The following is a 26367-nucleotide window of genomic DNA, read 5'->3' as shown; positions in this document are numbered from 1 at the left end:
ACTCAACGTCTGTCCTTCTTGCGGTACATGGCCAGCATACGCCGCGTGACCATGAAGCCGCCAAATATGTTCACACTGGCCAAGGTGACCGCTGCAATGCCAGCGGCCTTGGCGATCCAGCCACCGGAGCCGCCGTCCACCGTCAGCGCCGCCGCGGCCATCAAGCCCCCGACAATGATCACCGATGAGATCGCATTGGTGACCGCCATCAGCGGCGTGTGCAGGGCCGGAGTGACACTCCAGACCACATAATAGCCGACGAATATGGCCAAGACGAAGATGGCCAGACGAAAGACGGTGGGATCGACATGTTCCATGCTCAGCCCTTCAGTCCCTGATGCACCACTTCCCCGCGTGTGTGACGACAGCAGCGGTGAGAATTTCATCATCCTGATCAATCACCAAGGCTCCATCCTTGATGATCAGTCCCAAGAAGGCGAATAGATTGCGCGCATAAAGGGCGCTGGCGTCTGCGGCGATACGTCCCGCCAGATTCGCCCAGCCGACGATGCGCACGCCATTGTTCGTGGTGACCACCGTATCCAGCCGCGATCCCTCGACATTGCCGCCCGCCTCGACGGCCAGATCAACGATAACCGAGCCCGCCTTCATCGAGGCCACATGGTCGCGCGTAACCAAAGTCGGGGCCTGCCGACCGGGGATCAGGGCGGTCGTGATCACCACATCCTGTTTGACGATGTGGCTGGCCGTCAGCTCGGCCTGTTTGGCCTGATATTCGGCGGACATGGATTTGGCATAGCCGCCCGCCGTCTCGGCGGCTTTGAACTCCTGGTCCTCGACGGCGATGAATTTGGCCCCGAGGCTTTCGACTTGTTCCTTGGCGGCGGGGCGCACATCGGTGGCGGTAACCACCGCACCCAGACGCCGCGCCGTGGCAATGGCCTGAAGCCCCGCTACGCCGGCGCCCATGACAAACACCTTGGCCGCCGCCACCGTGCCTGCCGCCGTCATCATCATGGGAAAGCCGCGATCATATTCGGAAGCGGCCTCGATCACCGCGCGATAGCCCGCAAGGTTCGCCTGTGACGACAGCACGTCCATCACCTGCGCGCGGGTGATGCGGGGCACGAACTCCATGGCAAAGGCCGTGGATTGTGCCCCGCGCAAAGCCTCCACCGTCGCCTTTTCACGATAGGCGTCCAGCATGCCGATCACCACGGCACCGGGTTTCAGGGCGCTGATTTCCGCTGACGTCGGAGCGCGCACCTTCAACACGATGTCGGCCCCTGCCAGCACCGAGCCCAGATCGGGCCGCACCGTGGCACCTGCCGCCTCGAACTCATGATCGGGAATCGACGAGCCGAGACCCGTTCCGGCCTCGATCGCGACGCTGGCATCCAAGGCGACCAGCTTCTTGACCGTCTCCGGAGTGACGGCACAGCGCGTCTCTCCCTCTCGGCGTTCACGCGTAACAGCAATGGCAACTGCCAAGGGCCTTGCTCCCGATCTTCCCCGCCTCACACATATCAACGTTAGACAAGAAGGCCGACCGCGCAAGCCATGATCCGGCGCGGACAAGAAAAAAGCCCACCGGCAGGACCGGCGGGCTCTTTAGATCAGATAGGGACAGCGGCCCGTTTTAGTGGGCTGCGTCTTTCTTCTTGCGCAGTACGACCACGCCAATGGCGGTCAGCACTACAGCCGAAATCAGGGCCGGCAGGAAGCCAGCGCCAACGGCGAACCACACCACCAGAAACACCACGAGGGCGGCAACGCCCAGCGAGCACCACTTAGTCATCTCGATGAACAGATCGAACATCGTGACCTGAGCCGAGATTTCCATCTGGCCGTGAACGTGGTCGTGGGCGGTTTCAGCGTGCTGGTCAGCCATAGGACTTCCGGTAAATGAGTCAGTATTTTGTTGGGTCTTATAGCGTCCCGTTCGGGCGGCTCAAGACCTTCGTTCAATCTAGCTTGGCCAATAGGTCGCGGGTGAAGGCCGCAATGTCGAAGGCATGACCTGCCGGATCCTCGCCACGGCGCACGATAACGACCTGTCGGCTGGGCACAATCACCACGTACTGGCCGCGATTGCCAAAGGCGGCATAGGTGTCCGCAGGCACGCCTTCGGAGCGGTTCAGAACCCAGAAGGTCGCGCCATAGCCGAAGTTTCCGGTCGGCGGCTGCGGCCCCGAAGGATCGGAGACGAACCGCCCCCACCCTTGGGGCAACAGGCGCTCGCCCTCCCATACACCGTCATTCAGATAGAGCTGCCCCAGTCGCGACAGATCACGCGCCGTGGTCCAGACCTGAGACGACAGGATGAAGTTTCCGCGCCAGTCGGTCTCGGCAAAGGTGTGGGTCATGCCCAGACGGTCGAAAAAGGCCGAAGGCGGATTCGCCTTGAACCCTTCGGCAATCGACATCACCGCCAGCAAGGTATCATTGTTGGCGTAGCGATAGGTGCTGCCCACCGGATGCAGCAGCGGCCACGACGGAGCCTGTTCATCCGCCGTGGTGCCACCGAAATAGATGCCGTCGGTGCGGTTGCCCGCCGTGTCGCTGGTCAGGCCCGACGCCATACGCATCAGGCTTTCGACCGTGATGGCCGCGCGCGGATCGCCCGCCACCTGCCAGTTGGCGATGGGGGCTCGATCGCTGACAGATAACTCTCCGCGATGCACGGCGGCACCGATCAGCGTGCCCGCAATGCTCTTGGCCACCGACCATGTGCGCTGGGGTACGTGGGGGCCAAAGCCGTCCTTATAGGCCTCCGCCACCCGCTGGCCGTTTTGCAGGATGACCACGCCCGTGGTGTTGGTGCCCGCGCCATAGGTCTGATCCAGTGCGCTGCGGATCACCTGATCCACACCAGCCGCATCGCCAGATACGGTACCGGTTGGCAGGTCTTCAGCCTGAGTGCGACGTGCGACGGGAGCCAGAGGTGTGCCCGACACATAGCCCATGGGCTGGATCACACAGCCCTGCCCCGACCGATAGCTGGCGACACGGGCGGGCGCGGAGGCATCCCATGCCACGCGCACCTCGTGGTCGGAGACCTCGGCGGTCAGATGGTCGATGATCGGTTGCAGTTCGGGATAGATGCCCGACAGCTCATTGGCCTCTATGCTGGCGAGGGAGCGGGTACTGCCTGCGGCCTCGGCGGTTTTCAGCGCGCTACAGACGGTCAGGGCCTTATAGCCAGCGGCCATGGCGCGCTGCTGGGGCGGATGGTCAGCGATGGCGGCCAGTCCGGTCGAGGACTGTGCCACGGCTACAGGTGCGGCCAGCAGGCCCGCCGCGCTTAGGGCTAAAAACAGGGCTTTCATCCGGCCAAGCTTCCTGCGGACCGGCGTGCTGTCAACTCACAGTTCGGTCACGGGGACACAACACGAAATCCTGATTACCGCTAAAGCCGAAACTCCGCGAATACTCCCCCTTAAGTGGAGGAAAGTATGCTCAATTTCATTGCCAGGCCGCTTGTCAGACTGGTCGATCGCTGGCTGCCCGATCCTTATATCTTTGTGGTCATCCTGACGCTGATCGTCATGGCGGCAGCTGTCGGTATCGAGGGGCAAAGCCCGTTCGCCGTTATCGAAATGTGGGGTACCGGCTTCTGGGAGCTGCTCAGCTTTGCCATGCAGATGATGCTGGTGCTGGTCAGCGGCTATATGATGGCTTCAGCCCCGCCGATCCGTCGGCTGCTGGAGCGTCTGGCCGATCTGGCCAAGTCGCCGGTCACTGCCATCCTGCTGGTCAGCTATGTGTCGCTGACGGCCAGCTGGATCAACTGGGGCTTTGGACTGGTGATCGGGGCACTGTTCGCCAAGGCCATCGCCCGCAAGGTCGCAGTCGATTACCGCCTGCTGGTCGCCTCGGCCTATTCCGGCTTCATCGTCTGGCACGGCGGACTGGCAGGCTCGATCCCGCTGACCATCGCCACGCCCGGCCATGCGTTCGAAAGCGCTATCGGCGTGATCGGCACTGACCAAACCATCTTCGCCCTGTTCAATCTGGTGATCGTGGCGGGCCTGTTCGTCGTGGTACCTCTGGTCAATCTGCTGATGATGCCGCGCAAGGGTGAAGAGGTTCTGGTCGATCCCGAACTGCTGAAAGAGCCTGAACTACCCGCACGCAAAGCCGAGACCCCGGCCGAAAAGATGGAAGACAGCCGCGTGCTCAGCCTGTTGATCGGGGTGTCCGGTCTGGCCTTCCTGTTCAACTATTTCCTGAACGACGGCACGCTGACGCTGAATATCGTCAACTTCCTGTTCCTGTTTCTCGCCATCATTCTGCATGGCAAGCCGCGCAATCTGCTGGCCAGTCTGAACGAAGGCGTGAAAGGCGGCTCGGGCATCATTATCCAGTTCCCCTTCTATGCGGGGATCATGGCGGTGATCCTGCATTCGGGACTGGCGGAGACGATTTCGTCGCTGTTCGTGGCGATTGCCTCGCCGCAGTCTCTGCCCTTCTGGACATTCATTTCGGCGGGGATCGTCAACTTCTTCGTGCCGTCAGGCGGTGGCCAGTGGGCCATTCAGGCCCCTGTCTTCCTGCCTGCCGCAGAGGCGCTGGGCGTGGATGCCGCGCGTGTGTCGATGGCGATTGCGTGGGGCGACAGCTGGACCAATCTGGTCCAGCCGTTCTGGGCCCTGCCCATCCTTGGCATCGCCGGACTGCGCGCCAAGGATATTATGGGGTTCTGCACCCTGCATCTGCTGCTGACGGGTGCCATCATCGGTGTCGGGCTGACCTTTTTCTAGAGGGTCAGCCCGACAGGGCTTTTACTCGGCGCACAGCGCCTCGAACTGGTCCACCAGACCTTCGAGGCGTTTGGTGCCGATGGTCCAGAAGGCCGGATCGCGCGGGTTCAGGCCAAACGGCTCTAGCGCCTCGACATAGGTTTTGGAGCCGCCATTGGCCAACAGTTCGCGGTACAGCGGCGTAAAGGCCTCGGGGTCCTTGGCGCGCGTTTCCATCAAGGCCGCGACCAGCAGATCACCAAAGGCATAGGCGTAGACATAGAAGGGCGAGTGAACGAAGTGGCTGACATAGGCCCACCAGTTCTCATAGCCCGTCAGGTCTACCGCCGGACCCAAGCTGGCCGTCAGTTCCTCGGTCCAGATCTGGTTGATGCGTTCGACCGGCAATTCGCCCTGCGCACGCTCGTCATGGAAACGGGTTTCAAAGCGGTGGAAGGCGATCTGGCGCACCACCGTGTTCAGCCCGTCCTCGATACGGCCCGCCAGCAGGGCGCGGCGATCCTCGTCGGTGGCCTCCGACAGCAGGCGATCGAACGTCAGGCCCTCGGCGAAAATAGAGGCTGTCTCGGCCAGCGTCAGCGGCGTATCGGCCAGCAGACCGCCCTGCCCCGCCGCCAGCGTCTGGTGGACGCCGTGGCCCAGTTCATGCGCCAGCGTCAGCACGTCGCGGCGCTCGCCCATCCAGTTCAGGAAGACATAGGGGTGGGTACCCGCCGTCACAGGGTGCGAATAGGCCCCCGACTGCTTGCCCGCACGCGGACGCGCATCGATCCACGGACGGTCAAAGAACCAGCCCGCGCGTTCGGCAAAATCTCCGCCCAGATCGGCAAAGCTGCTGAGCACCAAATCCTTGCCGCCCTGCCAGTCGTAAGCTTTTGACCCCGCCTGTCCGATGGGCGCATTGCGGTCCCAGTGGTTCAGCTTGTCCTTGCCCATCAGCTTGGCCTTCAGGGCGTAATAGCGGTGGGCGATGCGCGGATAGGCCTCGGCGACGGCGTCGGCCATGGCATCGACGCTCTCGCCATGCACCTCATTGGCCAGATGTCGGCTGTCGGCGGGGCGTTTGAAGCCGCGCTTGCGATCTTCCAGCGCCTTTTCGGCAGCAACCGTGTTCAGCACCATGGCCATGGTGCGGGTGATGCCATTGAACGCTTCGGTCAGGGCTTTGCCCGCCGCGGCCCGCTTGGCCTCATCCTTGTCGGTCAGGCGGTTGAGGCCTTCGGACAGGGTCAGCTTCTCGCCATCCACATCGGCGCGCAGCAGGGCCAGGGTCTCGTCGAACAGGCGCGGCCACTGCGCCTGGATCGGCGATTGTTCGGCGATAAAGGTTTCGAGCTCTTCCGACAGTTCATGCGGCTTCATGGCGCGCAGACGGCGCAACCACGGCTCCCATTTACGGGCCGGTTCATGAGCGGCCAGTGCGGCCTTCACGGCCTCGTCGTCCAACTGGTTTATTTCCAGCGTCAGCCAGACGGTCGGCGTGACGATGGCCGTCAGCTTTTCGCGCAGATCCGCTTCAAACGACTGGGCGGCGGCATCCTCGCGGTTGGTCGAGGCGGCCAGAAAAGCATACGCCCCCAGACCACCGACCACTTCGCCCGCCTCTTCGTAAAGGCGAATGACCTCGTCCAGCACCTTGCCCAGTTCGGCACCCGACAGGGCAGTCAGCTTGCCCTGATAGACGTTCATGCGCCCCACCAGATCGCGGGCGCGGTCCAGATCAGTCTGGATGCGGGCATCCTCGCGCGAGGCATAGAGGTCGGACAGGTCCCACAAAGGGGCGTCGGCGAATTCGGTCGGCTTAACGGGCGCGTTCATGCCCCTAGTTGTGGGGGCTGGGCAGGACCAGCGCAAGCTGGCAAAGGCGGGATCGCTGTTATTCGACACACCCAGAGACAGAGCCACGCGCCGTGCCCACACACCTGACCATTCGCCCCTACCGCCCCGAAGACGACCTGACGGCGCTGGTCGATATCTTTGGTGTCATCACTCTAGGCCTGAACACGACAGCAGCCTGACAATCCGCTGTTCCCTATCAAGGAACTGTAACTTGTCACACCGATGTTAGCTGCCATGCTCCGGACCCACGACTCATGGCGAGGGCCCGACGATGGACCACCTCTTCTCCCCCAATAGCGGTTCGCGTTTTTCCCGATCACAGCAAGGCACGAGCCGGTCGCGCCTGATCGCCCGCCTGATTGTAGGGCTGATACAGGGTGCCCTGCTGTACGGCCTCTACCGTGTCACCAAGTTCGACGCTCTCAATACCGGTCCCCTGGTCGCGTGGGCCATGATTGCGGCTTTTGCTCCTCCTGTATGGCTGGCGGCCATAGGTCAGGTCTCGCTGAGAAGCACCCTCGCCTGGGGAACCATTGCCACGATCATTCTGGGGCTGCTGGGCTGGGCCAGCGGAAGTCTGGAAAACGGAGACAGCACCTTGCTGGTGCTCGGGTTGTGCCTGCCCGCCGCGCTGTTTTGTGCACACCACCTGATCGTTCCGGCGCTGCGGCAAGGCGAAGCCTTTGTGCCATACGACCACTATTATGAAACCGCGTGGAAGGCGGGCATCCAGCTGGTTCTGGCCCTGATGTTTGTGGGGGTCTTCTGGCTGATCCTGCTGATCGGCGGCGCTCTGTTCCGGACAATCGGCATCAGCTTCGTCATGGATGTCATAGGCAAGGCGTGGTTCATCACCTTCCTGTCAGCGATCGTGTTCGCCCTTGGCGTCGAGCTCAGCGATGTTCGGGACGGCCTGACGCAAGGCATACGCATGGTGGCTCTGACCCTGCTGTCGTGGCTGCTGCCGGTCGCGGTCCTGCTGGCCGGAGCCTTTCTTATTGCCCTGCCGGTGGTGGGGACCGGTGGCCTGCATACGTCGCTCAGCCCCGCAGCCTTTATGCTGGCATCGGCGGCGGGCCTGATCATCCTGATCAATACTGTCTATCAGGACGGGGCAGAGCACCTGTCCGAGGCCCCGTTCCTGCGCATTACCATGCGGGTGGCCTGCGTGCTTCTGGTGCCATTGACGGCCTTCGCCCTGTGGGCCGTTTGGGTGCGGATTGGTCAGCACGGCCTGACTCCGCAACGCATTGTAGCGCTGACGGGGGCCATCATCGGCCTGTTGTATGGTGTGGGCTATGTGGCGGCGCAATGGATAGGACGCCAGCGCGGCGGGGGATGGATGCCGCTTCTGGAGGGGACCAATGTGGCAGTGGCCGTGGTGACCACTCTGGTCCTGCTGGCCTATTCAACGCCATGGCTGAACCCTGTGCAGCTGTCGATAAATAACCAACTGGCCCGCGTGGCGTCTGGCACCCTGAATGCGGAACAGATTCCCTATGCTTGGTTGGGCTGGAAGGGCGGCCCGCGCGCCAGAGCGGCACTGGAAGAGCTGTCCCGCTCTCCCGACGCCGAGATTGCACGGCGCGCCAAGAATGTGCTCGACAACCGGTTCAGCGCTCCCCAACCGGCACGCGTTACCTTCTATCCCGAAGGCACCCCCGCGCCGGAAAACTTCACCGATGGCGGCGTGTGTTATCAGGACTGTCCGGCGCGTTTGCTGGATGTGACGGGTGACAGTCAGCCCGAGGTGCTGATGGTCGTTTTCAACGAAGCTCACGTCTTCGAGCGTACCGAGACGGGATCGTGGAAGCGGATGGGCCTGTTTGCCCTGCGCCATCAGTGCGGGGGCGGGACGACATTGGCGGATAAATTTATTTCCGGCGATCCGCAAATCTTACCGCCGTCCGGGCCGTCTGCGCTGTCGATCGATGGCCAGACCCTTGATTTCCGTTATGAACCGACTTGTCCGGTAAACAAAAATTAAGCGTAGCCATTAACTTAGCCACCCCAAACGGGAAACCCGATCTTCATTCGTGTCGTTTAGAGACAGGAACCATAGCAACCGTCCCGCTCCAAAAAGAGGACGGTCGAGTGGTGAAGTTTAAGGGGTGTCCCATATGGGCAAGACTGTTCTGGTCGTGGATGACGATCCGACCCAGCGCCGCCTGATACAGGCGATTCTGGAGCGCGAGGGCTATGCGGTCGTTCACGCCGAAAACGGTGGGGAGGCTATTGATCGCCTGACCAAGGGCGGCAGCGCCGATGTGGTGCTGCTGGACCTGATCATGCCCGGCGGTCCGTCCGGTCTTGAAACACTGGCCGAGCTGCGCACCGCGGGCATCACCACGCCGGTGATCGTGCTGACGGCCAATGGCGGCATCGAGACCGTAGTCAAGGCCATGCAGGCCGGGGCGCAGGACTTCTTCGTCAAACCGGTCGGGCCGGAGCGCCTGTTGATCGGCGTGCGCAACGCCCTGCAAATGACCCAGCTGACCGCCGAAATCGGTCGCCTTAAGAAACGCGCCACCGGCCGTACCAGCTTTGACGACATCGTCGGCGACAGCGCGCCCATGCGGATGGTCAAGGCCTTGGGTGCCCGCGCGGCCAAGTCCTCCATTCCGGTGCTGATCACCGGCGAAAGCGGCGTGGGTAAGGAAGTCATCGCCCGCGCCCTTCACGGGGCCAGCCCCCGCTCGGGCAAGCCCTTCGTGGCCGTAAACTGCGGGGCCCTGCCCGCCAATCTGGTCGAATCCATCCTGTTCGGTCACGAAAAGGGTGCCTTTACCGGCGCGCATGAAAAACATGCGGGCAAGTTCGTAGAGGCCAATGGCGGCACCCTGTTTCTGGATGAAATCGGCGAACTGCCGCTGGATATTCAGGTCAAACTGCTGCGCGCCCTTCAGGAAGGCGAAGTCGATCCGGTAGGCGGCAAGCGTCCCGTAAAGGTCGATGTGCGCATCATCTCGGCCACCAACCGTGATCCGGCCCAGCAGGTGAAGGAAGGGGCCTTCCGCGAAGACCTGTTCTATCGCCTAAACGTCTTCCCGATCGAGGCTCCGGCCCTGCGCGAACGCCGCGAAGACATTCCAGCCCTGATCGACCACTTCATCACCCGCTTCAATATCGAAGAGGGCAAGCGCATCGTGGGCTGCTCGCCGGAAACCATGGCCCTGCTTCAGGCCTATGACTGGCCGGGCAATGTGCGACAGCTGGAGAACACCATCTATCGCGCGCTGGTGCTGGCGGACTCCCCGATGCTCCAGCCGCATGACTTTCCGGCTATTTCGGGTGTCGCCGCGCCGCTGGAAACCACGCCGACCGCAGCTCAGTTTGCCGATGCTCCCGATGGCGAGGTGGCGCTGGCCGAGGCTCAACAATCGTCCCAGTCTGCCGCGCTCGACAGCCCGATCCGCATCACCGACGAACGCGGCCACGTGCGCACGCTTGAAGACATTGAACGTGACCTGATCCAGCACGCCATCGAGGTCTATTCCGGCCACATGTCCGAAATCGCACGCCGTCTCGGCATCGGTCGCTCGACCCTGTACCGCAAGGTGCGCGAACAGGGCCTCGAGGACCACATCAAGGAAGCGGGCTAACCCCCGCCGCCTCTTTATCTCTCCAGAACCTCTAGACCGGTTCCGGCCCAGTGGTCGGGATCGGTTTTTTCTTTGTGCCGAGCCGATGTTCGCCCTGCACGACTGGCATAACATCGATTATCGATCCAAACTTGGCCTTTACCCATGTGATTCCGAGGTCTTTGTGTCCAAGCTTGTGTCTTCGCCCCTCATTCTTCCGCTGGTGGCCATGGGCTTGGCGCTGGCTGCCTGTTCCCAATCCGACACGCCTGCATCCGAAGCCACCGCCGCGCGCACAGCAGCCCTACCCGACACCTGTAAGGATAATCCCCTGCTGCCTGCCCTTCCCGAGCCCGCCGCCATTGCGGGCAAGCCGCTGACCTCTGTCGACTGCCAGCCCTTCTCGGTGGAGATGGTCTGGGGAGAACCAGGCGCATCCACCAGCCTTATTCTGGTGGATTCACAGGGACCGGACGGTGACACTCCGCCGCAACTGGCGCAAATGGGCAAGGCCCTGCCGATGCAGGCGGCCAAGACCGCTGTCATCATGGCTGAAGGCCTTCGCGAGACGGCGCTGGCCTATCCGGCTTCTCTGGAGGAACTAGGCGGCGAAGACTATCTGACGGTTGTCAAAGAAGAGGCCGGCGGCCTGAAATATGCATTGGACGTCGAGCCGCTATCGTCGGGCGGTCAGGTCGGTAGCGTGGTCGGCGTGGTTCGCGACCGCTATGCACTGACCCTCAATATCGAGCAGGAGATAAAGGGCATCACCGCCGGACAGGCGGCCTATGCACCTTGGCTGTCGGCGTTGCGCCTCGAACAACTGCCCTGAGGCCTATTCATCGTTGATATCGCGAGAGGGGTACGGGGTCCGTGCCCCTCTTTTGCGTTGCGGGGCAGCGCGGTCTTCGCCGTTAGCCTTGTTCTTGGGGCTAAAGCGGTCTTCGCCGTTAGCCTTGTTTTTCGGGCTAAAGCGGTCTTCGCCGTTAGCCTTTTTCGCAATCTCTTTGAGCTTACGCCCCTGCATGGCCGAGAGCGCCTGCCCCGGCCCGCCCAGTTCGGGATCACCGAAGGCGCGGCCATGCTCTTTCACCCGTTCGCTGACGGAGGTGAGGAACTCGTCCTCCCATTCAGACAGCGAAACGCCCGCCTTCTCTGCGGAGCGGCGGGCGCGCTTGAGGGCGTTCAAGGCCGCCCGCTGGGCTGCCTTGCGCTGTAACTCATAGGGACTGGCAGGAGGCTTTCGCTTCAAGCCGGTGCCTGTGGCCTTAGACTTCGCCCAGAGCCGACAGATACAGGTCGAGGATCGCTTCCTCTTCCTGACGCTTGGCGCGATCCTGCTTGCGAATGCGGATGACCTTGCGCAGCACCTTGACGTCATAGCCTTCGCCCTTGGCCTCGGCGAAGACCTCCTTCATGTCTTCCATGACGGCTTTCTTGTCTTCTTCCAGACGCTCGATGCGCTCGATGATGGTGCGCAGGCGGCCTTGGGCGGCGGCGGTCAGAACGTCTGGGTTTTCGAAGGATGCGTCGTCCAAAGTGGATCTCCGGCGAACTTTTTAAATGAGGATTGGCTGCGGACTAATCACGCCCGCGCGTTCGGCTCAAGCCAGAGATTCGAAAAACTCTGTTGCCGCATCTGGAAGGCCGATGAGCAGGCACGAAAAAGGCCACGGACATTTGCCCATGGCCTTGTGGATCTGCACAATCCACCAACTTGACGGGGCGCACCCGGCGGGCGCGCCACAGTCACGCGTTCCTTAGCCTTGCTTGGCCTTGAAGCGCGGATCAGTCTTGTTGATCACGTACAGAACGCCCTTGCGGCGAACGATTTTGCAGTCGCGGTGGCGACCCTTGAGCGACTTCAGCGAGCTACGGACCTTCATGGTCGGACGTCCCGTATGATTGGAGGCCCGTGAGGGCGAATAAAACAAGGAAGCCGCAGGCGAACCCGCGGCGGAGCGGTGCCTATAGAGAGCTATGGCCTGCACGTCAACATCCGAGCCGGATTCAGTGCCGATCACGCCCCTAGACGAACGCCCAAGACGAAGTGGGTCAAATAGCAGAGTCGGACAAAAAAGTCTGCAAATTTAGCGGGCTTTTAAAGGTTTTAGACGAAACCCACGGTGACTTCGCGCGCTTGTGATTGGTCGACAGTTTTTGGGGCGTTAGCCTATGGTCATGCGTATTGCCTTCCGTCTTCTGCTTGTAACTACGGTTGCGGCTTGCTCGCCCATGGTGCCGGTCCCCCAACCGGCGACACCACCGGTCCAACCTGTCGAAACTCCGGCACAAACGCCGACCACCCAACCACCGGTCGCCGAGACCCAGCCGGACCTGTCGCCAGCTTTCGACTACGCCAGTTTCGAGCAGTGGAAGGACAGCTTCCTTGAGCGTCACGGCGGCAATCGCCGCTGGGAATACGCCCGCGAACTGGAAGGCATCACGCCGAACCCCAGCGTGATCCGTCTGGATCGCAACCAGCCTGAATTCTCGCGTCCGGCGGGCACCTATATTCAGAACGCCACCGCCGCCTCGCGAATCGCCATGGCACGCCAGCGCACGGACCGTGTGCCGTGGGCTGTCACCCAGAGATTCGGCGTACCGTCGGAAATCCTTCTGGGCATCTGGGCGCAGGAAAGCGCCTTTGGTCAGGTGCAGGGTGATTTCGATGTCATCCGATCGCTGGCCACGCTGGCCTTTGACGGTCGCCGCCGCGCTTGGGCAGAAGGCCAGCTGAAACATGCCCTCGACATTGTGGTGGACGGCAAACGCGACCGCGCGGGCCTGAAGGGCAGCTGGGCCGGTGCCATGGGCCAGACCCAGTTCATGCCCGACAACTATCTGCGTCTTGGCGTGGACCAAAACGGCGACGGCAAGGTCGATATCTGGGGCTCGGACGCCGACGCCCTCGCCTCTGCCGCCAACCTGCTGGCACAGGCCGGATGGAAGCGCGGCCAGGGCTGGGCCTATGAGGTCACTCTGCCCGCCAACTTTGACTACACCCAAGCCGAAGGCCCCAAACATAACTGGGCCTATTGGGAATCGCGGGGCGTTCGCCTGACCAATGGCCAGAGCCTGAACGAGGCCGAACGCGCCGAGGAAGCCACCATCCTGCTGCCCCAAGGGGCCAAGGGCCCTGTCTTCCTTGCCCTTCCGAACCACTATGTGATCCGCCGCTACAACAACTCCGTCAGCTATGCGCTGGCCATCGGCCTGATCGCAGACGGCGTAATGGGTAAGCCGGCGCTGCAGGCCAGCTGGCCCAATGACGGCCCACTGACCCGAGAGCAGCGGATCGGTGCCCAGACGGCTCTGACCAAGATGGGCTTTGACACCCAAGGCGTCGACGGCGTGATCGGCTCCAACACCCGCGCGGCACTACGCCGGTGGCAGGCCGCCAATGGCCGCACACCGGACGGCTATCTGACCGATACGCTGGCCGAGGAACTGATCCGTCGCGCACGCTGATCGCTTAAACGGCCCGCCCCATCCGGCGGGCCGTTTTGATTTCTGCGCCTGCCTTGCCCTGCAGGACACTGGACACGCGTCCGGTTGGGGCACAGGTTGAAAGCATGAAGATCGCCGTTCTCACACTTGATGGTTTTAACGAGCTGGACTCGTTCATTGCTGCGGGCATCCTGAACCGGATGCGGGCCAAAGGCTGGGAAGCCCTGATCACCACGCCCACCGAACAGGTCACGTCGATGAACGGCGTCACCATCACCGGTCAGCGGGGTCTGGATTTTTTGCCTGAGGCCGATGCCGTGCTGGTGGGCAGCGGTATCAAGACCCGCGACTATGCCGCCGACGCCGGCTTCCTGTCGCAGCTGCAAATCGATCCGGCGCGCCAGTGGGTCGGGGCGCAATGCTCTGGCACCTTGCTGCTAGCCAAGCTGGGGCTGATTGGCGACCTGCCCGCCTGTACCGACCTGACGACCAAGCCGTGGGTCATCGAAGCGGGCGTCAAAGTGATCGAAGCCCCATTCGTGGCGCATGGCCGTGTGGCAACGGCAGGGGGCTGTATGTCGGCGCAGTATCTGGCGGCATGGATGATCGCCTCCATGGGCTCGCAGGCCGATGCGGACGAAGCCATCTATTACGTCGCGCCGGTGGGGGAAAAAGAGCACCACGTCGAGATGGCCAGAAAAGCCATCGCGCCCTATCTGGCCCCGCAGTTTCGCGCAGCCTGACCCCCAATTAGAAAAACCCGCACCGGCACCGGAGCGGGTTCTTCCTTAGATCAAAAGCAGACCGTGATTAGGCGGCTTGCAGTTGACCGGCTGACGTCTTGCCAGAGCGCTGATCGCGTTCCAGTTCGTACGACAGAGCTTGTCCTTCACTCAACGGACCCATGTTGGCGCGTTCCAGCGCCGAGGCGTGAACGAACACGTCGCCGCCACCTTGATCCGGAGAGATGAAGCCAAAACCTTTAGCGGGATTGTACCACTTAACGATACCAGTAGCCATTTCCATGACCTCCGTAAAAATGAACTTATCAGGCAAATCCTGAAAGTCGTCGGGTCTAGGGAAACGGAAGATCTCAATGCGGTGCATAAAAGATAGAGCGTTGCGCAGAGATATTCGACAACTGAGAACTACGATTTATTTTTTATAATAGCCAGCTTTTATTTTAGAAATATCGACCACGCTCGAAATCGCTCTCTATAAAGCGAGACAATAATATTGCTCGCATTTGTTTTTGTGCGACTTCGCCAGGCCTCACCACACAGGGTTGGGAAGTAAACGTGATTACGCGCGGATGAACCTCCATTCCCCGTCAGTCATTAGGTCTGGGGAGGATATGATCATGCGTTGGGTCGCTATCATTACGGCTTTAGGGGCAATGCCCCTGATGCCCGCGCCATTGGCCGCTCAAAACACCACAGCCTGCTCTGCTGCGGCCCTGCCCGAGGCAGAGCGTCGCGCTATGCAGATGCGTTTTCAACAGATTGCACAAAGGCAGGGCCGCGCCGCGGCAGAAACCCACGCGCGTGAACAGGCACACGCGTTTCGGCAGCGCCTGATCGCCGAAGGCGTATGCAGCGAGAACGACGCGCCCCGACCATCGCCTCGCCAGCCGCCTCAAGCGCGCCCCTCGCCGCCCGCGTCATCCGGATCACGCGACGAGGGGCCCAGATGCCGCGTCGAGAACCGGGCCTTGCCCGATCTCAACGGCGGCATGAATCTGGTGCTTGTGACCGTGTGCGACTAGGCGAGGCCTAGCCCTTCATGCGCCACGTCGCGCCGGTGGGGCCGTCCATGACCACCACGTTAAGCTCGTTCAGGCGGTCGCGGATACGGTCGGCCTCGGCCCAATTCTTTTCGGCACGGGCCGTGGCCCGCTGCTCCAGCAGAGCCTCGACCTCCACCTTCAGATCGCTGTCGCCACCTGTGAACCATTCCTCCGGAGCCATGGCCAGCACGCCCAGCAGATCGGCGGCTTCCTTCAGCGTCCAGCGGGCCATGGCCACATCGTTGATGTCGGCCTCGGCGTCGTTCAGCAGTTCGCGCAGGGCATTGCCCAGAGCGAACAGCTGGGCAAATGCCCCCGGCGTGTTCAGGTCGTCGTCCAGCGCGTCCAGCACCGGATTCAGTTCCTGCTCGGCCAGTTCCATTTCGGCCTCTTCCAGCGCGGCATAGTCGAAGTCGCCCAGTTTGGCGTCGGCATCGCGCAGCACGCCGTACAGACGATCGAGGTTCTTGCGCGACTGTTCCAGCAGGGTCTGGTTCCAGTCCAGCGGCTGGCGGTAGTGGGCGCTCAGCAGAGCCCAACGCACCACCTCGCCCGGCATGGCCTTCACGAGGTTGTTCAGCAGCAGGACGTTGCCGATCGATTTGGACATCTTCTCGGCGTCCACGGTCAGGAAGCCGTTGTGCATCCAGTAGCGGGCGTATTCATCATGCGCGCGGTCGCCATGGGCGTGACCGTGGGCGCAAACGCCCTGTGCGATCTCGTTCTCATGGTGCGGGAAGACCAGATCGATACCGCCGCCGTGGATATCGATCGGCAAACCGAGGTTCTTCTCGATCATGGCCGAGCATTCAATGTGCCAGCCGGGGCGGCCTTCGCCCCACGGCGAGGGCCACGACGGCTCGTCCTTCTTGGACGGCTTCCACAGCACGAAGTCGTGCGGGTTCTTCTTGTACGGGGCCACTTCCACGCGGGCACCGGCAATCATGTCGTCCAGATTGCGGCCCGACAGCGCGCCATAGGACGGATAGGACGACACATCGAACAGCACATGGCCCTCGGCGGCATAGGCGCTGCCTGCATCGATGATGGCCTGAATCTGCTGGATGATTGCATCCATGTGGTCCGTGACGTGCGGCGCAATATCCGGCGGCGACACGTTCAACAGGCCCATGTCCGACAGATAGGCAGCTTCATAGCGGGCCGTGATCTCGCCGATCGGCACGCCTTCCTTGGCGGCCTTAGCGTTGATCTTGTCGTCCACGTCGGTGACGTTGCGGGCATAGATCACCTTGTCCGCGCCATAGGTCTTGCGCAGCAGGCGCACCAGCACGTCGAACACCACCGGCGGGCGGGCATTGCCGATATGGGCATAGTCATAGACCGTCGGCCCACAGACATAGAGTGTCACCCGGTTCGCATCGCGCGGTTCGAACAGGCGCTTTTCACGGCGCAGGGTGTCATAGATATGCAGGGCCATTAGTCGTAAAGTCTTTTGCGAGTTTTCTTGCAGGACGCGCCATACGTCCCATATAGCGAGCAAGATAAACAGTCCGCGCGCCTTGATAAACCACTTGGGGTGCGTTCGTCGTCTTTATTCACGGGACAGCCCGCCGTCCCACTCGGAAACGTTCTTCATGACCACGCCCGCAAAGCCCGTTCTCGTTGCCAATGAAGGCGCTGTCGTGCGTCCCAGCCGCGAACAGGCGCTGGAGGCTGTGCGTACGCTCATCGCCTGGGCGGGCGACAACCCCGACCGTCCGGGCCTGATCGACACGCCCAAACGCGTGGTAGACGCCTATGGCGAATGGTTTGACGGCTATGACGCCGATGCGTCCAAAGAACTGTCGCGCACCTTCGAAGACGTGACCGGCTATGACGACATGGTCATCCTCAAGGAGATCGAGGTCGAGAGCCACTGCGAACACCACCTCGCCCCGTTCCTCGGCAAGGCGTGGGTCGCCTATATTCCGGGTGAAAAGGTTGTCGGCATTTCCAAGCTGGCGCGCGTGGTCGAGATTTTCGCCCGCCGCCTGCAAAATCAGGAAACCCTTACCAACGACATCATCGAAGCCATCGAACAGCATCTTCAGCCCAAAGGCGTCGCTGTCATGGTCGATGCAGCCCACCAGTGCATGACAACCCGTGGCGTGCACCACCGCCACGTTACAACCGTGACGACGCGCTTCACCGGTGTATTCAAGGAAGACAACGCCCTGGTCGAGCGATTCCTGAAACTGGCCCGCGGCTAAGTTTCAGACTGAAATCACAAGAACAACGTTCTGCAAGCGATTGAAACTGGTTGATTTCGACCTTTTTCAGGGAGCTTTCCCCTTAAAATCGCAAGCTTATTTCGTTCATCTGCGATTTCATCGTTCGAGACGGCTTTACAACAGGCCAAAGCAACGCCAAGACACTGATCGAGACTTTCAGTGCAGCCCGCACGGATGCGGGCCATGATGGAGACTGCACATGGGTGCGAAAATGGGCAACGGCGGCGACCAGAACGCCGACATCAACGTTACGCCGTTCGTGGATATCATGCTGGTTCTGCTGATCATCTTCATGGTGGCCGCTCCGATGGCAACCGTGTCGATCAAGCTGGACCTGCCGCCGGCAGTGCCGTCGAACAATCCGAACGAAAAACCGAAAGAGCCGGTTTACGTCAGCATCCAAAACGGCGGCGACCTGTACATCGCCGACGCTAAAACCAGCCTGACCACTCTGGCTGCCGATGTCTGCGCCGCTCAGGCCGTGGCCACCGACTGCCGCGAAGAGCGCGTCTTCATCCGCGCCCAGGCCGACGTGAAGTACAACCAGTTCATGGAAGTGATGAACACCCTGCAGGAAAACGGCATGTTCAAGGTCGGCCTGCTGAACGAAGACATCGAATAGTCTTCGGCATCACGCCAAAGGATTTAAGGGTCGCATCTCCCGATGCGGCCCTTTTTCTTTGCCAAGTGAGGATCAGGGGGTTGCACACGGCTACGGTTCGGCAGACCAATATTCTGCTGTAATCCGAGGGGGAGTTGACCATGGATCGTCGTAAGTTTCTGGGTGCCATTCCGGTCGGAGCCGCGCTGGCCACCGGCCTGAGCAAGTCGGTTGTGGCACAGGAGGCCGCATCGGTGCCTGCATCGACTGCACCCGCAACGACCGAAGCGCCAACTTCCGCTCCTCAATCCCTGCGTGTCGGCCCCGGTGACCGCATTTCAGGTGCCCCCTTCGCCGGTCGCTCCACGGTATGGGGTCAGCATGGTGCGGCAGCGACCGCCCACCCAGTCGCGACCCTGATCGGTATTGAAACGCTGAAGCGCGGTGGCTCGGCCATTGATGCCGCCATCGCCATCAATGCGGCACTGGGCTTCCTCGAGCCTACAGGCAACGGCATCGGCGGCGACGCCTTTGGACTGTTGTGGGACCCGCAGCAGCGCAAGGTGGTGGGTTTCAACGGGTCGGGTGCCTCCCCTCGCCTACTCGGGCTGGAGCAGGTGCGTAATCGCGCCACGAACGGCGCCCTGCCCCGCTATGGCGCTGTGACAGTCAGTGTACCGGGTGCGGTGGATGCGTGGTGGAGCGCACACCAGAAGTACGGAAAGCTGCCGTGGAAGGATGTGCTGCTGCCCGTCGCCGAGCTGTGCGAACAGGGCGTGCCAGTGCCGCAGGCCATTGCCTACTACCTTGAGCGGAACATGGGCCTGTTTGATCGCCAGTCGTCGATCATCGAGGAAAACGAGAACCGCAAAAAGGTCTATGCGCCGAACGGCAGCATCCCCAAGGTCGGGCAGATCTTTGCAAATCCTGACCTCGGTCGCACCTATCGCATCATCGCCGAGCAAGGCCGCGACGCCTTCTATGAGGGCGAGCTGGCCGATGCCATGGTCCGTTATTTCCGCCGCATCGGTGGCTGGATCGACCGTGGCGATCTGGCCTCGCACCAGACCGAATGGGTCGAACCGATCATGACCAACTATCGCGGCGTCGATGTCTATTCGCTTGGCCCGAACACCCAGGGCCTGTCGACCAACCAGATTCTGAACATCTGCGAACAGTTCGATCTGAAGACTATGGGCTTCCAGTCCGCCGCCTCCATCCATCATCAGGCCGAGGCCAAGCGACTGGCGTTTGAAGACCGCGCCAAATGGTTCGCCGATGCCCGCTTCAGCAAGACGCCGGTCGAGTATCTGAACTCCAAGGCCTATGCCCAAGAGCGTGCCGCCCTGATCAATCCCAACCGCGTCATGGACCGCGCCTTCCCCGGGGACGCCCCGACGCAAGGTGACACCACCTATTTCAGCGTTGCCGACAAGGACGGCATGATGGTCAGCTGGATCCAGTCCAACTATCGCGGCATGGGCTCTGGTCTTGTGCCCGATCAGGGCCGTCGCACGCTGGGCTTCATGTTCCAGAACCGTGGCGAACTCTTCTCGGTCGAAGATGGCCACCCCAACATCTATGCCCCCGGCAAACGCCCGTTCCACACCATCATTCCGGGCTTTGCGGTCAAGGATGGCAAACCGTGGCTGGCCTATGGCGTCATGGGCGGCGGTATGCAGCCGCAGGGACAGGCCCAGATCATCATCAACATGGTCGACTATGGCCTCGACCCGCAAGAAGCCGGCGATGCCCCGCGCTGGCAGCATTATGGCTCCTCAGAGCCCACAGGCCAGTCGCAGGAGGGCGTCGGCAAGCTACATCTGGAAAGCGGCGTGCCGGACATCACCAAGACCCGCCTGACCGAAATGGGCTGGACCCTCGGTGGCCCCGACGGCGGCTTCGGCGGGTATCAGAACGTCATGATGCAGCAAAACCCCGACGGCCGCTGGACCTATGGAGCCGCGTCAGAGATGCGCAAGGACGGGCTGGCGTTGGCTTATTGAAATAAAGGGGGACGCATATGGCTGAGACCAAAATTTATGGAAAACCAATTCATCTCTTTCGATACAGGTCGCTAGGAAAGAACTGTGAACAAGAAATAGATGCCATTCAGAGTAATTATATATACTGCTCTACATACAGCAAAATGAACGACCCCATGGAGGGCGCATACGACGAAGATAGAATTACATCTATAATTTCTAACAGATTTGAAAACAAAGAACTAATTAAAGTACAAATATCAAGAATAGGAATTGCATCATTTTCTGAAACTTATGACCACGAAACAATGTGGGCTCATTACGCAGATAGATTTCAAGGAATTTGCGTTCAATACAACTTCAATTCGCTTTTAAGAGGACTTGAAGAAAATATTGAATTTGCTCGCATGATGTACTCAGAACATGCTCCAGTTTTGAATATTGACAGCTACGATATCGAAGAAAAATCCAAAAACTGCCTCTCTAGCAAGACAATAAAGTGGTCTGGAGAACGAGAATGGCGGATGTTCAGCCCATCACCCGGCAAAATTTCCATACGCAGGAACAATCCGATTAGTAAAATCTATCTCGGAGCTAAGATAAATACGCACGACGAACGTCAAATATTAGAAATAGGCAGAGAACTTGGCATTCAAATTTCGAAGATGAACTTGAAAAAATACTCTATAGATTTTAAGCCAATCAAATGATGCCTGATGGCGGTGAAAACCTCAAAGGGCCACCGCCACCACGACTTAGCCTATCCCAGCGCCTCGATCGCCTTGGCCGCGATGTGCTTGGCGTTGAGACCCGCCTCGTCGTACATGGCCATGGGGCTGTTGTGGTCCTGGAAGATGTCCGGCAGGTGCATTGTGCGGATCTTGAGGCCACGGTCCAGAGCGCCCTTTTCGGCAAGCATCTGGAGCACAAAAGCCCCGAAGCCGCCCATAGCGCCCTCTTCCACTGTGATCAGCACTTCGTGCTCGCGGGCAAGGCGCAGGATCAGGTCCTCGTCCAGCGGCTTGGCGAAGCGGGCATCGGCGATGGTGGTCGAGATACCGGCCTGTTCCAGAATGTCGGCGGCCTTCAGGCTTTCCTGCAGGCGGGTACCCAGCGACAGGATGGCGACCTTGGTGCCTTCCTTGACGATGCGGCCCTTGCCGATGTCCAGCGGCTTGGCCAGTTCGGGGATTTCCACGCCCACACCGTCGCCACGCGGATAGCGGAAGGCCGACGGGCGGTCGTTGATTTCCAGCGAGGTGGCGATCATGGCAGCCAGCTCAGCCTCGTCGGCTGCGGCCATCAGCACCATGCCCGGCAAAGTGCCCATGAAGCCAATGTCGAACGAACCGGCATGGGTCGAGCCGTCAGCCCCTACCAGACCCGCACGATCCATCGCAAAGCGCACCGGCAGCGACTGGATGGCTACGTCGTGGACTACTTGGTCGTAGCCGCGCTGAAGGAAGGTCGAATAGATGGCGCAGAACGGCTTCATGCCGTCCGCAGCCATGCCGGCAGCGAAGGTCACGGCGTGCTGTTCGGCAATGCCCACATCATAGACGCGATCCGGATAGGCCTGACCGAACAGGTCGATGCCCGTGCCCGACGGCATGGCGGCGGTGATGCCGACGATGGTCGGGTCATTGGCCGCGTGTTTGGTCAGCTCGGTGCCGAACACCTTGGTGTAGCTGGGCGCGTTCGAGATGGCCTTGGCCTGCTTGCCCGACTCCACATCGAACTTGACCACGCCATGGTATTTGTCGGCGCTGTTCTCGGCAGGGGCATAGCCCTTGCCCTTTTGCGTCACGACGTGGACCAGAACCGGCTTGTCGGTGATCTTGAGCGCATTCTTCAGGATCGGCACCAGATGGTTCATGTCATGACCATCGATCGGGCCGATGTAGTAGAAGCCCAGTTCCTCGAAGAACGTGCCGCCAGCGACCATGCCGCGGGCGTATTCCTCGGCCTTGCGCGCCGTCTCGCGGATCGGGCGCGGCATGTGGTCGACGAACTTTTTGCCGAAGTTACGCACGCGCTGATAGGCGTCGCCCGAAACCTGTTTGGCCAGATAGGCGCTCATGGCGCCCACCGGAGGCGCGATCGACATGTCGTTGTCGTTCAGGATGACCATGAACTGGCCGTTGGTCGCCTCGATGGCGTTGTTCATGGCCTCATAGGCCATGCCCGCCGTGATCGAGCCGTCACCGATAACGGCCACAACCTTGTTGTCATGCCCCTGCTGGTCTCGCGCAGCGGCAAAGCCCAGACCAGCCGAAATGGAGGTCGAGGCGTGGGCCGCGCCGAACGGGTCGTATTCGCTTTCAGCGCGCTTGGTGAAGCCCGACAGACCACCGCCCTGACGCAGGGTGCGGATACGGTCGCGCCGCCCGGTCAGGATCTTGTGCGGATAGCACTGGTGACCGACATCCCAAATCAGAATGTCTTTTGGCGTATCCAGGAGGTGGTGCAGTGCCACCGTCAGCTCCACCACACCCAGCCCCGCGCCCAGATGGCCGCCCGTTACCGACACGGCGTCGATGGTCTCGGCCCGCACCTCATCGGCCAGCTGTTTCAGCTGGGGGATGTCGAACCCGCTCATGTCGGCGGGGATGTTTACGGTGTCGAGAAGGGGGGTGTGGGGCATAGGGTTTTAAATAGCCTTGCAGGCTGAAAGGACGAAGGGCGAACTGTCACAAATCCGTGGGGAAACAAATCGTTTCCGGATCAGGCCCGACGCTTGAGAACAAAATCCACGCTGGCTTTAAGGATTTCGGCATCGTGGCCGAAAACGTCAAGATGGCCACGGGCCTGATCGGCCAGATGCGCGACTCTCTGCCGCGCCGCGTCCACACCCAGCAGGGTTACGAAATTGGTTTTGCCGAGGGCCGCATCCTTACCGCCCGCTGCCTTGCCCATTTCCTCGGCCGAACCTTCGGCGTCGAGCACATCATCGACGATCTGATAGGCCAGACCGATATCGTGGGCGAAATTCATCAAGGCGCTGCGTTGGCTGTCGCTGGCGCGGGCCATGATCAAAGGGATTTCGAAAGCATAGGCGAACAGGGCACCGGTCTTCAGGCGCTGCATGCGCGCCACCCCGCCCAGATCATCGCGCACGCCCATCAGGTCGATCATCTGACCGCCCGCCATGCCCAGCGCGCCGGAAGCAAAGGCCAGACGTTTGCCCAGTTCGCAACGGATAACCGGATCGTCGTGGGTGTCTTCGTCCAGAATGATGTCGAACGCTGCCGTCTGCAGGGCATCGCCTGCCAGAATGGCCGTGGCCTCATCATAGGCGCGGTGCAGGGTCGGACGCCCGCGACGCACGTCGTCATTGTCCATCGCCGGCAGGTCATCATGCACCAGCGAATAGGCGTGGATGCATTCCAGCGCACACGCCGCGCGCAATACCCAACCTTCGTCCAGATCGAACAGACGCGCCGCTTCCATGGCAAAGAAGGGGCGCAGGCGCTTGCCCGGTCCCAGCGCGGCATAGCGCATGGCCTCGGTCAGGCGCGCCTCGGGGCCTTCGCCGCGCGGCAACAGGCGATCCAGCGCCACGGTGACCAGATCGGCCACCTCGGCCACGCGGTCCAGAACCGCCTGCTCGGGCGAATTTGCAGCCAAAATCGTCAATAAAGCCTCCCGCCCAATGGCAGGTCTCGATCAACGCCCAACAGCACCACATGGCCGTTAGCGTCGGGAAAGCCCAGGGTCAGCACTTCGGACATCATCGGCCCGATCTGGCGCGGCGGAAAATTCACCACCGCCGCCACCTTGCGTCCCTGAAGCTGTTCCAAGGAATAGTTTTCGGTGATCTGGGCCGACGAGCGTTTGACGCCGATGGCCGGTCCGAAATCGATGGTCAGCCGATAGGCGGGTTTGCGTGCCTCGGGAAAGGGCTCGGCCTGAATGATCTGGCCCACACGGATATCGACCTTGAGAAAGTCCTCAAAGCCGATCTGCGGCGCAATCTCGCCAGCGGCCATTAGCCGAAGTCCGCAGGCGTGACCCCTTGTGCCTGTTGATCGGGGCCGACGACGATCTTTTCCACGCGCAATTGGGCCGCCTTCAGGCGGGCTTCGCAATGGGCTTTCAGTTGGGCCCCCTGCTCATAAAGGCTGATGGATTCTTCCAGTCCGGCCTGACCCGACTCCAGACGGGAGACGATGGTCTCCAGACGCTGAAGGGCGTCCTCAAAGCTGAGGTCGGTCGGGATGGCGTTCGTCGCAGATGCTTCGGTCATGCGCGCAAACTAGAGGGGGTGCGGCACGGGTTCAACCTTGCTGTAAGGTGCCGCCGGGTGATGAGGGATTAAACCCGTTCAAAACGGCGCTGACGCCAGTATTTGAACCCCTGGTCCAGCGTCAGTTTCCAGCCTCGCGCCTGCAGCTGTTTGCCGATCATAAAGTTGAAATAGCCGTGCGCCAGCAAAAGCACATCTTGACCGTCTTCGGCCCGCGCAATCAAATAGTCCGCGGCGCGTCCGGCGCGTTGCTCGGCTTCCTTGCGGGTCTCGCCACCACGCGGATTACGGCAAAGGTGCCAGAACAGCCGCGACAGCACGCCCCACAGACGCGGCGGCATCTTGAACCATGAGGGCAGCGGCGGCGGCGGCAGGGGCGCTTCGATAAAAAGGTCCTCGCTTTTGTAGACCCTCCCTCCGCAGACAGCATCTCCTGTCTCTCGCGCTCGCCTGCGTGACGAGGTCAGAAGGACTGCTGCCTTTTTCGCGGTCGCCAACAGGTCTGCAGGCGGGGATTGGGGCGAATACAGCCCCCCCTCCTCATAGCGGGCCCACCAGTCCACATACTCGGTGGCCGACAGCCAGCAACGACGCGACAAGGCAGGTTTGCCATGACGGGCCAGCACAACGGCCCCCGCGCGTTTGGCTGTGGCAGGCGGAAAGTCGGAAGGAAGGGTATTGGCCATTATCATAGGAGATCACGGCCTGACGGCCTGTCCATCCCCGCTCCCTCCCCTCTGGTCCGAATACGACCGGACACATGCGATTCTTCGTTTCGTACCGTCTGGGCGAAGGGCGATCAACCTTGGGTATATGAATATTGGATCGCGCCAGGACGTTTTTCCTGACCTCTGGCAACCGGCGCAGACAGCCGCTAGGCAGTCAAACATGAGCGATTACCACATCCGTCCTGTCACCGACGCCGACCTGACCGCCCTGTCGGCGTTCAGCCGCCAAACCTTTTTCGAGACCTTCGTAGACGGCTTTGGCATCCCCTATCCGCAGGCCGATCTGGACGTGTTTTTTGCCGAAAGCTTTAGCGAAGAGGCCTTGGCCAAACGCATCCACGATCCGGCGTGCATCTTCTGGCTGGCCGAACGGGATGGCGAGATTCTGGCTCTGTGCCATGCTGGGCCTAACGGGCTGCCCCACCCGCTGGCCCAAGAGGGCGAGATGGAACTGCGCCGCCTGTATGTCGCCAAGGCCGCACAGGGTCGGGGCCTCGGGACCGAGTTGCTGACACGTGCTCTGTCATGGATGGAAAAACAGACGACAGGCGCTTTGTGGATCGGCGTCTGGAGCGGCAATCTGAAAGCCCAGAAACTGTATGGTGCCCACGGCTTCGAAAAGGTCGGCGAGTACCAGTACCCTGTCGGCCAATGGCTGGACGACGAGTTCATCCTGCGGCGGGCATAGACGCTGCCTTAGTGCCATGGTCTAAATCAGATCACGCCTTTTCAAGGGGTTCAGGACTGCCCATGCTGCTGCCGTTTTTCACTGCCCTGCGCGACGCCAAGGTTCCGGTTTCGCTGAAGGAATGGCTCCATCTGATGGAAGCCATGGACAAGGGCGTGATCGGTCCGGGGGCCGAAGACACCACTGGCCGCAGCATCGACGACTTCTATCACCTGTCGCGCGCCGTGCTGGTGAAGGACGAAAAACACTATGATCGCTTCGATCAGGTATTCGGCAAGGTTTTCAAAGGCTTTGAAGGCCCTGTCGCGGGCGACGAAGTGTCTGCCGCCATCCCCGAAGACTGGCTAAAGCTCCTGAACGAGAAATATCTGACCGAGGAAGAAAAGGCCCAGATCGAGGCGCTCGGCGGATTTGAAAAGCTGATGGAGACGCTGAAACAGCGCCTTGAAGAGCAAAAAGAGCGCCACGAAGGCGGCAACAAATGGATCGGCACCGGCGGCACCAGCCC

At 61.1% G+C, this 26367-nt stretch carries 26 protein-coding genes and 2 pseudogenes; 13 read left to right on the top strand and 15 right to left on the bottom strand.

The features are described from left to right. Positions 1-2: 2 nt before the first annotated feature. From B3B04_RS05065 to B3B04_RS05050, 4 genes and pseudogenes are all read right to left on the bottom strand, one after another. Complete coding sequence (locus B3B04_RS05065; protein ID WP_292040527.1) at positions 3-317, bottom strand: NAD(P) transhydrogenase subunit alpha; 315 nt, start codon at positions 315-317, stop codon at positions 3-5. Between the two features lie 2 nt (positions 318-319). Further along, positions 320-1452 (bottom strand): annotated as a pseudogene (locus tag B3B04_RS05060) (Re/Si-specific NAD(P)(+) transhydrogenase subunit alpha). Between the two features lie 148 nt (positions 1453-1600). Continuing rightward, complete coding sequence (locus B3B04_RS05055; RefSeq protein WP_292040525.1) at positions 1601-1852, bottom strand: aa3-type cytochrome c oxidase subunit IV; 252 nt, start codon at positions 1850-1852, stop codon at positions 1601-1603. A gap of 73 nt (positions 1853-1925) precedes the next feature. After that, positions 1926-3290, bottom strand: a complete 1365-nt coding sequence (locus B3B04_RS05050) for a serine hydrolase domain-containing protein (RefSeq protein ID WP_292040523.1) — start codon at positions 3288-3290, stop codon at positions 1926-1928. A 126-nt stretch (positions 3291-3416) separates the two neighbouring features. Here B3B04_RS05050 and B3B04_RS05045 point away from each other — a divergent pair, with 126 nt between their 5' ends. Further along, positions 3417-4724 (top strand): short-chain fatty acid transporter, encoded by a 1308-nt coding sequence (locus B3B04_RS05045; protein ID WP_292040521.1) that lies wholly within the window; start codon positions 3417-3419, stop codon positions 4722-4724. 21 nt (positions 4725-4745) lie between these two features. Here B3B04_RS05045 and B3B04_RS05040 read toward each other — a convergent pair whose 3' ends face one another. Continuing rightward, positions 4746-6542, bottom strand: coding sequence for a M3 family oligoendopeptidase (locus B3B04_RS05040; protein ID WP_292040520.1), 1797 nt, complete (start codon positions 6540-6542; stop codon positions 4746-4748). Positions 6543-6834: 292 nt separating this feature from the next. Between B3B04_RS05040 and B3B04_RS05035 the strand changes: the two genes are divergently transcribed. The 3 genes from B3B04_RS05035 to B3B04_RS05025 all read left to right on the top strand — a co-directional run bounded on the left by B3B04_RS05035 (position 6835) and on the right by B3B04_RS05025 (position 10976). Continuing rightward, positions 6835-8550, top strand: coding sequence for a DUF4153 domain-containing protein (locus tag B3B04_RS05035; RefSeq protein WP_292040518.1), 1716 nt, complete (start codon positions 6835-6837; stop codon positions 8548-8550). Between the two features lie 133 nt (positions 8551-8683). After that, positions 8684-10165, top strand: coding sequence for a sigma-54-dependent transcriptional regulator (locus B3B04_RS05030; RefSeq protein ID WP_292040516.1), 1482 nt, complete (start codon positions 8684-8686; stop codon positions 10163-10165). A 163-nt stretch (positions 10166-10328) separates the two neighbouring features. Next, positions 10329-10976 (top strand): hypothetical protein, encoded by a 648-nt coding sequence (locus tag B3B04_RS05025; RefSeq protein ID WP_292040515.1) that lies wholly within the window; start codon positions 10329-10331, stop codon positions 10974-10976. A gap of 3 nt (positions 10977-10979) precedes the next feature. On the opposite strand, the gene B3B04_RS05020 is transcribed toward B3B04_RS05025, so the two are convergent. From B3B04_RS05020 to ykgO, 3 genes are all read right to left on the bottom strand, one after another. Further along, positions 10980-11396: a hypothetical protein gene (locus tag B3B04_RS05020; RefSeq protein ID WP_292040514.1), complete on the bottom strand. Its 417-nt coding sequence runs from the start codon at positions 11394-11396 to the stop codon at positions 10980-10982. Positions 11397-11412: 16 nt separating this feature from the next. Further along, positions 11413-11682: a DUF2312 domain-containing protein gene (locus B3B04_RS05015; RefSeq protein WP_292040512.1), complete on the bottom strand. Its 270-nt coding sequence runs from the start codon at positions 11680-11682 to the stop codon at positions 11413-11415. Between the two features lie 222 nt (positions 11683-11904). After that, positions 11905-12030, bottom strand: a complete 126-nt coding sequence (gene ykgO / locus B3B04_RS05010; protein WP_003165750.1) for a type B 50S ribosomal protein L36 — start codon at positions 12028-12030, stop codon at positions 11905-11907. Between the two features lie 295 nt (positions 12031-12325). Between ykgO and B3B04_RS05005 the strand changes: the two genes are divergently transcribed. Both B3B04_RS05005 and B3B04_RS05000 read left to right on the top strand, forming a co-directional pair. Beyond that, positions 12326-13615, top strand: coding sequence for a lytic murein transglycosylase (locus tag B3B04_RS05005; RefSeq protein WP_292040686.1), 1290 nt, complete (start codon positions 12326-12328; stop codon positions 13613-13615). Positions 13616-13719: 104 nt separating this feature from the next. Further along, positions 13720-14337 (top strand): DJ-1/PfpI family protein, encoded by a 618-nt coding sequence (locus tag B3B04_RS05000; RefSeq protein ID WP_292040510.1) that lies wholly within the window; start codon positions 13720-13722, stop codon positions 14335-14337. A 67-nt stretch (positions 14338-14404) separates the two neighbouring features. Here the strand turns inward: B3B04_RS05000 and B3B04_RS04995 are convergent, their stop codons facing one another. Further along, the gene (locus tag B3B04_RS04995) at positions 14405-14614 is read right to left on the bottom strand and encodes a cold-shock protein (protein WP_292040507.1); all 210 of its coding nucleotides are present in this window, start codon (positions 14612-14614) and stop codon (positions 14405-14407) included. A 340-nt stretch (positions 14615-14954) separates the two neighbouring features. Here B3B04_RS04995 and B3B04_RS04990 point away from each other — a divergent pair, with 340 nt between their 5' ends. Further along, on the top strand, positions 14955-15359 hold the full coding sequence (locus B3B04_RS04990) for a hypothetical protein (RefSeq protein WP_292040504.1): 405 nt from the start codon (positions 14955-14957) through the stop codon (positions 15357-15359). Between the two features lie 7 nt (positions 15360-15366). Here the strand turns inward: B3B04_RS04990 and cysS are convergent, their stop codons facing one another. Next, positions 15367-16818, bottom strand: coding sequence for a cysteine--tRNA ligase (cysS, locus tag B3B04_RS04985; protein ID WP_292040503.1), 1452 nt, complete (start codon positions 16816-16818; stop codon positions 15367-15369). A 157-nt stretch (positions 16819-16975) separates the two neighbouring features. Here cysS and folE point away from each other — a divergent pair, with 157 nt between their 5' ends. The 4 genes from folE (at position 16976) to B3B04_RS04965 (ending at position 20907) form a co-directional block, all read left to right on the top strand. After that, entirely contained in the window at positions 16976-17590 is a 615-nt protein-coding gene (folE, locus tag B3B04_RS04980) for a GTP cyclohydrolase I FolE (protein ID WP_292040502.1), read from the top strand. Positions 17591-17810: 220 nt separating this feature from the next. Next, positions 17811-18233 (top strand): biopolymer transporter ExbD, encoded by a 423-nt coding sequence (locus B3B04_RS04975; RefSeq protein WP_292040500.1) that lies wholly within the window; start codon positions 17811-17813, stop codon positions 18231-18233. A 140-nt stretch (positions 18234-18373) separates the two neighbouring features. Then, complete coding sequence (locus B3B04_RS04970; RefSeq protein ID WP_292040497.1) at positions 18374-20218, top strand: gamma-glutamyltransferase; 1845 nt, start codon at positions 18374-18376, stop codon at positions 20216-20218. 17 nt (positions 20219-20235) lie between these two features. Next, positions 20236-20907: a DUF2971 domain-containing protein gene (locus B3B04_RS04965; protein WP_292040495.1), complete on the top strand. Its 672-nt coding sequence runs from the start codon at positions 20236-20238 to the stop codon at positions 20905-20907. Positions 20908-20957: 50 nt separating this feature from the next. Here the strand turns inward: B3B04_RS04965 and dxs are convergent, their stop codons facing one another. From dxs to B3B04_RS04940, 5 genes are all read right to left on the bottom strand, one after another. Then, positions 20958-22841, bottom strand: a complete 1884-nt coding sequence (gene dxs / locus B3B04_RS04960) for a 1-deoxy-D-xylulose-5-phosphate synthase (protein ID WP_292040492.1) — start codon at positions 22839-22841, stop codon at positions 20958-20960. A gap of 80 nt (positions 22842-22921) precedes the next feature. Next, complete coding sequence (locus B3B04_RS04955; protein WP_292040685.1) at positions 22922-23794, bottom strand: polyprenyl synthetase family protein; 873 nt, start codon at positions 23792-23794, stop codon at positions 22922-22924. Positions 23795-23829: 35 nt separating this feature from the next. Further along, complete coding sequence (locus B3B04_RS04950) at positions 23830-24186, bottom strand: tRNA-binding protein (protein WP_292040489.1); 357 nt, start codon at positions 24184-24186, stop codon at positions 23830-23832. Further along, entirely contained in the window at positions 24186-24443 is a 258-nt protein-coding gene (locus tag B3B04_RS04945; protein WP_292040487.1) for an exodeoxyribonuclease VII small subunit, read from the bottom strand. Before B3B04_RS04945 ends, B3B04_RS04950 begins: the two co-directional genes overlap by 1 nt. Positions 24444-24511: 68 nt before the next feature. Continuing rightward, complete coding sequence (locus tag B3B04_RS04940; RefSeq protein WP_292040484.1) at positions 24512-25129, bottom strand: histidine phosphatase family protein; 618 nt, start codon at positions 25127-25129, stop codon at positions 24512-24514. A 202-nt stretch (positions 25130-25331) separates the two neighbouring features. Here B3B04_RS04940 and B3B04_RS04935 point away from each other — a divergent pair, with 202 nt between their 5' ends. Further along, positions 25332-25859, top strand: a complete 528-nt coding sequence (locus B3B04_RS04935) for a GNAT family N-acetyltransferase (RefSeq protein WP_292040483.1) — start codon at positions 25332-25334, stop codon at positions 25857-25859. Between the two features lie 62 nt (positions 25860-25921). After that, positions 25922-26367, top strand: a pseudogene (locus B3B04_RS04930) (VWA domain-containing protein); the annotation flags it as partial.

It is taken from the genome of Brevundimonas sp. UBA5713 (assembly GCF_002419815.1).
Taxonomy (GTDB): domain Bacteria; phylum Pseudomonadota; class Alphaproteobacteria; order Caulobacterales; family Caulobacteraceae; genus Brevundimonas.
This window is presented reverse-complemented; position numbering and strand designations above follow the sequence as displayed.

Bases quoted from the DNA above. Each gene is read 5' to 3' on its own strand.
- B3B04_RS05065 (WP_292040527.1), bottom strand. From the start codon at position 317: ATGGAACATGTCGATCCCACCGTCTTTCGTCTGGCCATCTTCGTCTTG.
- B3B04_RS05055 (WP_292040525.1), bottom strand. From the start codon at position 1,852: ATGGCTGACCAGCACGCTGAAACCGCCCACGACCACGTTCACGGCCAG.
- B3B04_RS05050 (WP_292040523.1), bottom strand. From the start codon at position 3,290: ATGAAAGCCCTGTTTTTAGCCCTAAGCGCGGCGGGCCTGCTGGCCGCA.
- B3B04_RS05045 (WP_292040521.1), top strand. From the start codon at position 3,417: ATGCTCAATTTCATTGCCAGGCCGCTTGTCAGACTGGTCGATCGCTGG.
- B3B04_RS05040 (WP_292040520.1), bottom strand. From the start codon at position 6,542: ATGAACGCGCCCGTTAAGCCGACCGAATTCGCCGACGCCCCTTTGTGG.
- B3B04_RS05035 (WP_292040518.1), top strand. From the start codon at position 6,835: ATGGACCACCTCTTCTCCCCCAATAGCGGTTCGCGTTTTTCCCGATCA.
- B3B04_RS05030 (WP_292040516.1), top strand. From the start codon at position 8,684: ATGGGCAAGACTGTTCTGGTCGTGGATGACGATCCGACCCAGCGCCGC.
- ykgO (WP_003165750.1), bottom strand. From the start codon at position 12,030: ATGAAGGTCCGTAGCTCGCTGAAGTCGCTCAAGGGTCGCCACCGCGAC.
- B3B04_RS05005 (WP_292040686.1), top strand. From the start codon at position 12,326: ATGCGTATTGCCTTCCGTCTTCTGCTTGTAACTACGGTTGCGGCTTGC.
- B3B04_RS05000 (WP_292040510.1), top strand. From the start codon at position 13,720: ATGAAGATCGCCGTTCTCACACTTGATGGTTTTAACGAGCTGGACTCG.
- B3B04_RS04995 (WP_292040507.1), bottom strand. From the start codon at position 14,614: ATGGCTACTGGTATCGTTAAGTGGTACAATCCCGCTAAAGGTTTTGGC.
- B3B04_RS04990 (WP_292040504.1), top strand. From the start codon at position 14,955: ATGCGTTGGGTCGCTATCATTACGGCTTTAGGGGCAATGCCCCTGATG.
- cysS (WP_292040503.1), bottom strand. From the start codon at position 16,818: ATGGCCCTGCATATCTATGACACCCTGCGCCGTGAAAAGCGCCTGTTC.
- folE (WP_292040502.1), top strand. From the start codon at position 16,976: ATGACCACGCCCGCAAAGCCCGTTCTCGTTGCCAATGAAGGCGCTGTC.
- B3B04_RS04975 (WP_292040500.1), top strand. From the start codon at position 17,811: ATGGGTGCGAAAATGGGCAACGGCGGCGACCAGAACGCCGACATCAAC.
- B3B04_RS04970 (WP_292040497.1), top strand. From the start codon at position 18,374: ATGGATCGTCGTAAGTTTCTGGGTGCCATTCCGGTCGGAGCCGCGCTG.
- B3B04_RS04965 (WP_292040495.1), top strand. From the start codon at position 20,236: ATGGCTGAGACCAAAATTTATGGAAAACCAATTCATCTCTTTCGATAC.
- dxs (WP_292040492.1), bottom strand. From the start codon at position 22,841: ATGCCCCACACCCCCCTTCTCGACACCGTAAACATCCCCGCCGACATG.
- B3B04_RS04950 (WP_292040489.1), bottom strand. From the start codon at position 24,186: ATGGCCGCTGGCGAGATTGCGCCGCAGATCGGCTTTGAGGACTTTCTC.
- B3B04_RS04945 (WP_292040487.1), bottom strand. From the start codon at position 24,443: ATGACCGAAGCATCTGCGACGAACGCCATCCCGACCGACCTCAGCTTT.
- B3B04_RS04940 (WP_292040484.1), bottom strand. From the start codon at position 25,129: ATGGCCAATACCCTTCCTTCCGACTTTCCGCCTGCCACAGCCAAACGC.
- B3B04_RS04935 (WP_292040483.1), top strand. From the start codon at position 25,332: ATGAGCGATTACCACATCCGTCCTGTCACCGACGCCGACCTGACCGCC.